Source organism: Nocardia farcinica, assembly GCF_001182745.1.
Classification (GTDB): Bacteria; Actinomycetota; Actinomycetes; order Mycobacteriales; family Mycobacteriaceae; genus Nocardia; species Nocardia farcinica.
The window spans coordinates 1849662-1860400 of sequence record NZ_LN868939.1 but is presented as its reverse complement, the minus strand read 5'-3'; the positions used below and the strand labels follow the sequence as shown (position 1 = coordinate 1860400).

Annotated in this window: 7 protein-coding genes; 6 read left to right on the top strand and 1 reads right to left on the bottom strand. The window is 68.4% G+C overall.

The annotated features are described in order from the left end of the window. Nucleotides 1–22: 22 nt before the first annotated feature. A complete protein-coding gene (locus AMO33_RS25400; RefSeq protein ID WP_167547541.1) occupies nucleotides 23–3898 on the top strand; it encodes a multifunctional oxoglutarate decarboxylase/oxoglutarate dehydrogenase thiamine pyrophosphate-binding subunit/dihydrolipoyllysine-residue succinyltransferase subunit in 3876 nt (1291 codons plus the stop codon). A gap of 303 nt (nucleotides 3899–4201) precedes the next feature. After that, nucleotides 4202–4762, top strand: a complete 561-nt coding sequence (locus tag AMO33_RS25395; RefSeq protein ID WP_076573931.1) for a TerD family protein — start codon at nucleotides 4202–4204, stop codon at nucleotides 4760–4762. Nucleotides 4763–4765: 3 nt separating this feature from the next. On the opposite strand, the gene AMO33_RS25390 is transcribed toward AMO33_RS25395, so the two are convergent. Then, nucleotides 4766–5410, bottom strand: coding sequence for a TetR/AcrR family transcriptional regulator (locus tag AMO33_RS25390; protein WP_060594532.1), 645 nt, complete (start codon nucleotides 5408–5410; stop codon nucleotides 4766–4768). 60 nt (nucleotides 5411–5470) lie between these two features. Here AMO33_RS25390 and AMO33_RS25385 point away from each other — a divergent pair, with 60 nt between their 5' ends. From AMO33_RS25385 to AMO33_RS25370, 4 genes are all read left to right on the top strand, one after another. After that, the gene (locus AMO33_RS25385; protein WP_060594531.1) at nucleotides 5471–7030 is read left to right on the top strand and encodes a flavin-containing monooxygenase; all 1560 of its coding nucleotides are present in this window, start codon (nucleotides 5471–5473) and stop codon (nucleotides 7028–7030) included. 2 nt (nucleotides 7031–7032) lie between these two features. Continuing rightward, the gene (locus AMO33_RS25380; RefSeq protein ID WP_041561343.1) at nucleotides 7033–7863 is read left to right on the top strand and encodes an SDR family NAD(P)-dependent oxidoreductase; all 831 of its coding nucleotides are present in this window, start codon (nucleotides 7033–7035) and stop codon (nucleotides 7861–7863) included. A gap of 34 nt (nucleotides 7864–7897) precedes the next feature. After that, nucleotides 7898–8812, top strand: coding sequence for an alpha/beta hydrolase (locus AMO33_RS25375; protein ID WP_060594530.1), 915 nt, complete (start codon nucleotides 7898–7900; stop codon nucleotides 8810–8812). A gap of 88 nt (nucleotides 8813–8900) precedes the next feature. Then, nucleotides 8901–10694, top strand: a complete 1794-nt coding sequence (locus AMO33_RS25370; protein WP_011211239.1) for an AMP-dependent synthetase/ligase — start codon at nucleotides 8901–8903, stop codon at nucleotides 10692–10694. Nucleotides 10695–10739: the final 45 nt, after the last annotated feature.

Here is a 10739-nt window from a genome sequence, read left to right as displayed (position 1 = left end):
ACGTCGCAGCGCGAAGAACGAAATGAGGCGAACACCTGCTGTGAGCAGCTCAACTTCCCAGTTCGGTCAGAACCAGTGGCTGGTCGACGAGATGTATCAGAAGTTCAAGCAAGATCCATCTTCGGTCGACGAAAGTTGGCACGAATTCCTCGCCGACTACACCCCTGACACCACCACCGACGCCAGCGACAACGGGCAGCAGCCGCCCGCGCCGACGACCGCCTCTCCGCCCGGCCAGGCCCCCGCGCGACCCGCGGCCGCCCCGTCGGCTCCCGCCTCGCAGCAGGCCGCTCCCGCGCAGTCCACCGCCAAGCCCCAGCAGCCCGCCGCCAAGCCGCAGCAGGCCGCCGCCAAGCCGCAGCAGGCCGCCCCGAAGGCCACCGAGAGCAAGGCCACCGAGAGCAAGGCCGCCGCCCCGAAGGCCACCGCCGCCAAGGGCACCGCGCGCACGCCGCAGACCACCCCCGCGCCGACCTCCAACGCCGCGCCGACCTCCGGCGGACCCAAGTCCGCCGAGGCCGCCGACGAGTCGAAGGTGCTGCGCGGCGCCGCCGCGGCGGTCGCGAAGAACATGTCGGCCTCGCTGAGCATCCCCACCGCCACCTCGGTGCGTGCCATCCCGGCCAAGCTGATGATCGACAACCGCCTGGTCATCAACAACCACCTGGCCCGCACCCGCGGCGGCAAGATCTCCTTCACCCACCTGCTCGGCTACGCCATCGTGCAGGCGGTCAAGGCGTTCCCGAACATGAACCGCCACTTCGCCGAGATCGACGGCAAGCCGCACGCGGTCACCCCCGCGCACACCAACCTGGGCCTGGCCATCGACCTGCCCGGCAAGGACGGCAGCCGCTCGCTGGTCGTGGCCGCCATCAAGGGCGCCGAGGAGATGACCTTCGCCCAGTTCCACTCCGCCTACGAGGACATCGTGCGGCGGGCGCGCGAGGGCAAGCTCACCACCGAGGACTTCTCCGGCGTCACCATCTCGCTCACCAACCCGGGCACCATCGGCACCGTGCACTCGGTGCCGCGGCTGATGCCCGGCCAGGGCGCCATCATCGGCGCGGGCGCGATGGAGTACCCGGCCGAATTCCAGGGCATGAGCGACGAGCGGATCGCCGACATCGGCGTCGGCAAGCTCATGACGCTGACCTCGACCTACGACCACCGCATCATCCAGGGCGCGGAGTCCGGCGACTTCCTGCGCACCATCCACCAGCTGCTGATCTCCGACGAGTTCTACGACGAGATCTTCCACGGCCTCGGGGTGCCCTACGAGCCCGTGCGCTGGCGCAAGGACATCAAGGAGCGCGGCGTCGACAAGAGCACCCGCGTGCTCGAGATGATCTCGGCCTACCGCAACCGCGGTCACCTGATGGCCGACACCGACCCGCTGCACCTGGTCAAGGACAAGTTCCGCAGCCACCCCGACCTCGACGTCACCCAGCACGGCCTGACCCTGTGGGACCTCGACCGCGAGTTCAACGTGGGCGGCTTCCACGGCCAGGAGCGCATGAAGCTGCGCGACGTGCTCTCGGTGCTGCGCGACGCGTACTGCCGCCACGTCGGCGTGGAGTACATGCACATCCTCGATCCCGAGCAGCTGCAGTGGATCCAGGAGCGCGTCGAGCAGAAGCACGTCAAGCCGACCGTCGCACAGCAGAAGTACATCCTGAACCGGCTCAACGCCGCCGAGGCGTTCGAGACCTTCCTGCAGACCAAGTACGTCGGCCAGAAGCGGTTCTCGCTGGAGGGCGCCGAGTCGGTCATCCCGATGATGGACGCCGTCATCGACCAGTGCGCCGAGCACGCCCTCGACGAGGTCGTCATCGGCATGCCGCACCGCGGCCGGCTCAACGTGCTGGCCAACATCGTCGGCAAGCCCTACTCGAAGATCTTCACCGAGTTCGAGGGCAACATGAACCCGGCCGCCACGCACGGCTCGGGCGACGTGAAGTACCACCTCGGCGCCGAGGGCAACTACCTGCAGATGTTCGGCGACAACGAGATCAAGGTCTCGCTGACCGCCAACCCCTCGCACCTCGAGGCGGTCGACCCGGTGCTCGAGGGCCTGGTGCGCGCCAAGCAGGATCTGCTGGACAAGGGCGACGGCCCCGAGGGCTTCTCGGTCGTTCCGCTGATGCTGCACGGTGACGCCGCGTTCGCCGGTCAGGGCGTGGTCGCCGAGACGCTGAACCTCTCCGGCCTGCGCGGATACCGCACCGGCGGCACCATCCACATCGTGGTGAACAACCAGATCGGCTTCACCACCGCCCCGGAGAACAGCCGCTCCACCGAGTACTCCACCGACATCGCGAAGTTCATCGGCGCGCCGATCTTCCACGTCAACGGCGACGACCCGGAGGCGTGCGACTGGGTCGCGCGCCTGGCGGTCGACTTCCGCCAGAAGTTCCGCAAGGACGTGGTCATCGACCTCATCTGCTACCGCCGCCGCGGGCACAACGAGGGCGACGACCCGTCGATGACCCAGCCGTACATGTACGACGTCATCGACACCAAGCGCTCGGTGCGCAAGAGCTACACCGAGAGCCTGATCGGCCGCGGCGACATCTCGCTCAAGGAGGCCGAGGACGCGCTGCGCGACTACCAGGGCCAGCTGGAACGGGTGTTCAACGAAGTCCGCGAACTGGAGAAATACCCACCGGGCCCGAGCGAATCGGTCGAAGACGACCAGCGGGTGCCCGGCACCGTGCACACCGCGGTGGACAAGTCGGTGCTGCAGCGCATCGGTGACGCGTTCATCAACGTGCCCGAGGGCTTCAACGTGCACCCGCGCGTGAAGCCGGTGCTGGAGAAGCGCCGCGAGATGGCCTACGAGGGCAAGATCGACTGGGCCTTCGCCGAGCTGCTCGCCTTCGGCACGCTCATCGACGAGGGCCGGGCCGTGCGCCTGACCGGCCAGGACTCCCGTCGTGGCACGTTCACCCAGCGGCACGCGGTGATCATCGACCGCAAGACCGCCGCGGAGTACACCCCGCTGCACAACATCGGCAGCGCCAACCCGGGCTGGTTCGCCGTGCACGACTCGGCGCTGAGCGAGTTCGCCGCCGTCGGTTTCGAATACGGCTACTCGCTGGGTAACCCGGATGCGCTGGTGCTGTGGGAGGCGCAGTTCGGCGACTTCGTCAACGGCGCGCAGTCGATCATCGACGAGTTCATCTCCTCCGGTGAGGCCAAGTGGGGCCAGCTCTCCGACGTCGTGCTGCTGCTGCCGCACGGCCACGAGGGGCAGGGCCCGGACCACACCTCCGGTCGCATCGAACGCTTCCTGCAGCTGTGCGCGGAGGGGTCGATGACGGTCGCGGTGCCGTCCACCCCGGCCAACTACTTCCACCTGCTGCGCCGGCACGCGCTCGACGGCATCCGCCGTCCGCTCATCGTCTTCACCCCGAAGTCGATGCTGCGCAACAAGGCCGTGGTCTCGGATCTGAAGGACTTCACCGAGTCCAAGTTCCGGTCGGTGTTCGACGAGCCCGCCTACGAGCAGGGCATCGGCGACCGCAGCAAGGTCAAGCGCATCCTGCTGACCAGCGGCAAGCTCTACTACGAGCTGGCCGCGGAGAAGGCCAAGCAGAAGCGCGAGGACGTGGCGATCGTGCGTGTCGAGCAGCTCTACCCGGTGCCGAAGTTCCGCATCAACGAGGCGCTGGGCGGCTACCCGAACGCGACCGACATCGCCTGGGTCCAGGAGGAGCCCGCCAACCAGGGCGCCTGGCCGTTCTTCGGCCTCAACCTGCCCGAGATGCTCCCCGACCGCCTGGGCAAGCTGCGCCGCATCTCCCGCCGCGCCATGTCGGCCCCGTCCTCGGGTTCGTCGAAGGTGCACGCCGTCGAGCAGGCGGAGATCATCGCCGAAGCCTTCGAGCCGACCAGCTAATTCCGCATCGCGACGCGCCGGGGCCGGGCAGCACGCACGCTGCCCGGCCCCGCGCCGTCGGCGGGGTCCTCGGGCAGGTTGGAGATCGAGACCGCGGGGGCCGGAATCCTCGTGCGCGTGATGGCGGATGAGGCGCGGTTCAGCGCGCAACCATTCGACGCGCGAAGCTCGAGCAGTCGCGCTTCCGCCGGGGACAGGCACCGCAGCAGAGCTGAACCCCTGAGGCTACGGAAGACCGACGGTGGTCGACCTGTGGACGAAGCCGGACGGCTGCCCCTGGACCGGTATAGCGTGGGTGGCGCGATGCCCACCGGCGTCGCGTGGTTCGGCGAGAGGGTGCGGGTGTCCGAGACGGGGTTGTCGTTCGTGACGATGGGGCTGGGGTGGGATCCGGCCGACCGGAGCCGCTGGTTGCGCGGGCGACGCGAGATCGATCTCAACGCCGCGGCGTTGCTGTTCGCGGGGGACGCGCTGGCGGATGTGGTGTACCACGAACAGTTGTCCTCCCAGGACGGTGCGGTGCGCCTGCTCGGCGACAGCACCAACGGTGAGGGCGACGGGGACAACGAGATCATCACCCTCGACCTCACCCGCATCGCCCCCGCGGTGACCACGGTGGTGCTCCTGGTGACCTCCTACACCGGCCAGACCCTGGATGAGGTACGAAACTCCTTCTGCCGCTTGGTGAACGGCGAGACCGGCACCGAATTCGCCCACTACGTCCTGGAAGATCCTGCGCACGGTTTCCTGGTGGGCACCCTCGACCGCACCGAAACCGGTTGGGCCTACCGCGAAATCGCCGCCGCGATCGACGCCGAACACCCGGCCGAAGCCGTCCCGCACCTGGCCGCCCACCTGCACTGAGCGTCAGGAGCGCAGTGCCGCCGCCAGTTGTGGTTCGAGGGCTGCGGCGAGGTTGAGCAGGGAGTCGACGAGCAGGTCGATGAGTTGTTCGCGGGGAATGGGTTCGGTGCGCAGCCAGGTGAGGGTGGTCTCCTCGACGAAGGCGATCCAGCCGCGCATGCCGAGCAGCAGGCGGGGGCGGTCGGCCTCGGCGACCTCGATCGGGGCCTCGGTGAGGATGAGCTGGACGATGGCGTCGCGGGTGGATTCGACCAGCGGGCCGAGGTCGGGGTTGACGCTGGTGGGTCCGCGCAGCAGGGCCAGGTACGAGGTGCGGTTCTGGCTGACGTAGTCGACGTAGCGCTCGATGGAGTCACGCACCATGTCGGTGATGCCGAGCGTCCGGTCGGGGGTCACGCGCTCGAGCAGTTCGGCGTTGGCGTGGCGGACGATGGCGAGCTGGAAGTCCTGTTTGGTCGGGAAGTAGTGGAACAGCAGGCCGCGGGAGATGCCCGCCTCGGCGGCGATCTCGCTGACGGAGATGTCCTCGATGGCGCGCTCGCCGAGCATCCGCGCCCCGAGCGCGATCAACTGCTTGCGGCGCTCCTCGGGGCTGAGCCGGGTTCGTTTCGCGGTTCCGCCGGGGCTGCTGCTCTTCACGGTACTCATGTTACTGAACGTCGTTCAATACTGTTGACTCCTGCTCAATAGCGCCGTAATCTGGGTTACATGAGTCGCAAGGTTACAGACAATGCTGTCGGCGACCGGCCCACCCGCCACGCCAAGACGATCATCATCGGCAGCGGGTTCGCCGGATTGGGCCTGGCCATCCGCCTCAGGCAACAGGGCCGCACCGACTACCTGGTCCTGGAGCGCGGCAGCGATGTCGGCGGCACCTGGCGGGACAACACCTATCCGGGTGCGGCCTGCGACGTGCCCTCGCACCTGTACTCGTACTCCTTCGCGCTGAACCCGGACTGGTCGCGCTCGTTCTCCCGCCAGGGCGAGATCCAGCAGTACATCCGCTCGGTGGCCGAGAAGTACCAGGTGCTCGACAAGCACATCTTCGACTGCGACGTCACCGGCGCCCGGTGGAACGCCGAGACCGCGCAGTGGGAGATCGCCACCAGCCAGGGCGCCTTCACCGCCGACACCGTGGTCTCCGCGGTCGGCGCGCTGTGCGAGCCCGCGCTGCCCGATATCAAGGGCATCAACAGCTTCGACGGCGAGATCTTCCACTCCGCCCGCTGGAACCACAGCGCCGACCTCACCGACAAGCGGGTGGCCATCATCGGCACCGGCGCCTCGGCGATCCAGATCGTGCCCGCCATCGCGCCGCAGGTGGGCCACCTCGACGTCTATCAGCGCACCGCGCCGTGGCTGCTACCGCGCTTCGATCGGCCCTACACCCTGCCGGAACGGCTGGCGTTCAAGCACATTCCCGGCGTGCAGCGACTCTCCCGCGCCGCGATCTACGCCGCGCGCGAGACCCAGGTGGTCGGCCTCGCCAAGTTCCCGCCGCTCATGCAGGCCTTCGAGCTGATCTCGAAAGCCAAGCTGCGCTACGAGATCAGCGATCCGGAGCTGCGCCGCAAGGCCACCCCGAACTACCGCATCGGCTGCAAGCGCATGCTGATCTCCAACGACTACTACCCGGCGCTGGACCGCGACAACGTCGACCTGATCACCGACGGCATCGCCGAGATCCGCCCGCACTCGATCGTCACCAAGGACGGCACCGAGCGCGAGATCGACGCGCTCATCGTGGCCACCGGCTTCCACGTCACCGATTCGCCGACCTACGAGACCATCGTCGGCAAGGACGGCCGCACGCTGAGCGAGGTGTTCGACGACATCGGCCAGCAGGGTTACAAGGGCTCGGCCGTGGCGAACTTCCCCAACATGTTCTTCCTGCTCGGCCCGAACGTCGGCCTGGGCCACACCTCGATGGTGTACATGATCGAATCGCAGATCAACTACATCGCCGACGCGCTGGCCACCGTCGACCGCCTCGGCCTGCGCACCGTCGAGGTGCGCCGCGAGGTGCAGGACGAATACAACCGCGAACTGCAGGCCAAGCTGAGCAAGTCGGTGTGGAACACCGGCGGCTGCGCCAGCTGGTACCTGGACAAGCACGGCAACAACACCACGTTGTGGCCCGATTTCACCTTCCGGTTCCGTAGTCTGACAAGGAAATTCGACGTGTCGGCCTACGCGACCAGCACCACCCCCGACAAGAACACCGCCCCGGAGCCGACCACCGCGCCCGCCGAACTGAAAGTTGTGTGACCGTGAGCAACGACGCTTACTTCAAGGACAAGGTCTGCGTGATCACCGGCGCGGGTTCCGGCATCGGCCGGGCCCTGGCCGAGAACCTGGCCCGGCGCGGCGCGCGCCTGGCGCTGTCCGACATCGACACCGAGGGTCTGGCCGAGACCGTGCGTCGCTGTGAACAGCTCGGCGCGCAGGTGAAGTCGGACCGGGTGAACGTGGCCGAGCGCGAGGCCGTGCTGCTCTACGCCGACGCGGTGAAGGCGCACTTCGGCGTGGTCCACCAGATCTACAACAACGCGGGCATCGCCCACCACGGCGACGTGATCAAGTCCGAGTTCAAGGACATCGAGCGGATCATGGACGTCGACTTCTGGGGTGTCGTCAACGGCACCAAGGCGTTCCTGCCGATGCTCATCGAGTCCGGCGACGGCCACGTGGTCAACGTGTCCAGCCTGTTCGGGCTCATCGCCGTGCCCGGCCAGGCCGCCTACAACTCGGCCAAGTTCGCGGTGCGCGGCTTCACCGAGGCGCTGCGCCAGGAGATGCTGGTCGGCAAGCTGCCGGTCAAGGTCACCTGCGTGCACCCGGGCGGCATCAAGACCGCCGTGGCGCGCAACGCCACCTACGCCGAGGGCATCGACGAGAAGTCGGCGGCCTCGATGTTCGACAAGAAGCTCGCCATCCACACCCCGGAGATGGCCGCGCAGACGATCGTCAACGGCGTGCGCAAGGGGCATGGCCGGGTGCTGATCGGCTGGGAGGCCAAGTTGCTCGATCTGTTCGTGCGCGTCACCGCCTCGGGCTACCAGCGCATCGCGGCCGCGGTCAGCGGCCCCTACCTGCCCTGACCCGAGTCCGGTTGCCGAGCGAGAGCGAACGACCTTGCGCGATCTGAACATTCCGCTGCCCGTCCTGCGGGCGGCGATCAATCCCCTGTTCCGGGTGATGCTCAACGCCCGCCTGCCGTTCACCGTGCAGCGCACCCTGATGGACGCGGCCTCCCGCATCCAGTTCGTGCCCGCGGGCACGACGGTGCGCCGCACCCGGCTCGGCGGCAGGCCGGCCGAGCAGCTGACCGCCGGGCGCGCCGAGCCCACCACCGCCGTGCTCTACCTGCACGGCGGTGGTTACGCCGTGGGATCGATGGCCACGCATCGCTCGCTGGCGGCGCGGCTGGCGCACGAGACGGGCGCGGCGGTGTTCCTACTGGACTACCGGCTGGCGCCGGAGCATCCCTTCCCCGCCGCGCTCGACGACGCGGTGGCGGCCTTCGACGAGCTGGTCGCCGCCGGGTACGCGCCCGAGTCGATCGCCATCGCCGGTGACTCGGCGGGCGGTGGGCTGAGCCTGGCGACCGCGCAGCGCCTGCTGGCCGAGCAGAACCGCCGCCCGGCCGCGCTGGGGCTGATCGCGCCCTGGACGGACCCGACCGGCACCCCGGCGCGCGAGCGCGATCTCGTGGTGAGCAGGCCGTGGGCACTCGCCTGCGCGGCCGCCTACCTCGGCGACGGCGATCCTGGCGTGCCCGGATACGCGCCGCTGCGCGCGTCCATGCACGGGCTGCCGCCCACCTATGTGCAGGCCGATATCGATGAACTGCTGCATGAGCAGTGCGTAGAGTTGGTGCAGGCATTGCGCGACGCGGGCGTGCACGTGCGGTTCACCGAGAGCCGTGGGCTGTGGCACGTCGCGCAGCTGCAGGCGTCGCTGGCGGCGCCTGCGGCCGCGGCGGTGCGCGAATTGTCGGAGTTCCTGCGTGAGGCACTGCAACCGGTGGACATGCGCCACCTGGGTTGATCCGCTGCCGGGATTCGGCGGCCGGACTGACACCCCGGATCAAGGTGTCGTAGATTACTGGCGAGTAAACACACGTGGAAGGGCACTGATGCGAGAGTTCGAAGTCCCGGCTTCCTACACAATCCCGGATGACGCGAACAATTCCGACAACGTCTTCCGCCATGCCGAACAGTCGCCGAACGCCGTGCTGTTCAACGTGCCGAACGGCAGTGGTGGCTGGAAGGACGTCACGGCGTCGCAGTTCGCGAAGACCGTCACCGGTGTGGCGAAGGGCCTGATCGCCGCGGGCATCGAACTCGGCGACCGCGTGGCCATCATGGCGCCGACCCGCTACGAGTGGCAGGTGCTCGACTTCGCCGTCTGGGCCGCCGGTGGCTGCACCGTCGCCATCTACGACAGCTCCTCCGCCGAGCAGGCCAAGTGGATCCTGCAGGACTCCGCCACCAAGCTGCTGGTGGTCGACAGCGACAAGCACCGCGCCGTGATCGACGAGATCGAGACCGGCGCGCTGCCCGACCTCGCCGAGATCGTGCAGATCGACAAGGGCGCCGTCGACGACCTGATCGAGCGCGGCAAGGACCTCGACGACCAGGTCGTACACGAGCGGCGCAAGCAGGTCGGCGCGAGCTCGCCCGCCACCCTGATCTACACCTCGGGCACCACCGGGCGGCCCAAGGGCGTCATGCTCTCGCACGCCAACCTGTGGGCGGAGTCCACCGCCGATCGCATCGCCCTGGGCAAGTACGTCACCGAGGGCAAGAAGACCCTCATGTTCCTGCCGCTGGCGCACGTGTTCGCCCGCGCGGTGGCGCTGGCGGCCTTCGACGCCAAGGTGATCGTCGCCCACACCTCCGACTGGACCACGCTGGTGGACCAGTTCGGCGCGTTCAAGCCGCACTTCATCCTCTCGGTGCCGCGCGTGTTCGAGAAGGTGTTCAACGGCGCCAAGCAGAAGGCGCACGACGGCGGCAAGGGCAAGATCTTCGACGCCGCCGCCGCGACCGCGATCGAGTACAGCGAGGCGCTCGACAACGGCGGCCCCGGCCTGGTGCTCAAGCTCAAGCACGCCCTGTTCGACAAGCTGGTCTACAGCAAGCTCAAGACCGCGCTGGGCGGGCAGTGCGAGGCGGCCGTCTCCGGCGGCGGCCCGCTGGGCGCGCGGCTCGGCCACTTCTTCCGCGGCGTCGGCGTGACGATCTACGAAGGCTACGGCCTGACCGAGACCACGGCCGCGTTCAGCGTGAACACCCCCGAGCACATCCGGGTCGGCTCGGTCGGCCGCCCGATCGAGGGCCACGCCGCCAAGATCGCCGAGGACGGCGAGCTGCTGCTGCGCGGCCCGGTGGTGTTCAACGGCTACTGGGGCAACGAGGCCGCCACCGAGGAGGCCTTCGCCGACGGCTGGTTCAAGACCGGTGACCTGGGCGCGATCGACGCCGACGGGTTCATCACGATCACCGGCCGCAAGAAGGAGATCATCGTCACCGCGGGCGGCAAGAACGTCTCCCCCGCGCTGCTCGAGGACTCGCTGCGCGCGCATCCGCTGATCAGCCAGGTGATGGTGGTCGGCGACGGCCAGCCGTTCATCGGCGCGCTGATCACCCTCGACCCGGAGGCGCTGCCGGGGTGGAAGGAACGGCACGGCCTGGCCGCGGACACCGCGATCGAGACGGTCGTCGAGCATCCCGAACTGGTCGCCGAGATCGACGCCGCGGTGGCCGAGACCAACAAGAAGGTCTCGCACGCCGAACAGATCAAGAAGCACCGCATCCTGACCGTGGACTGGACCCAGGAAGGCGGCGAGCTGACCCCCAAGATGTCGCTCAAGCGCGCGGTGGTCATGAAGCAGTACGCGGCCGAGGTGGAGAAGATCTACGCCTGAGCAGCCGAGGTAGAGCTTGGTCGGCCGGCGGGGCCGGGGCGGCAG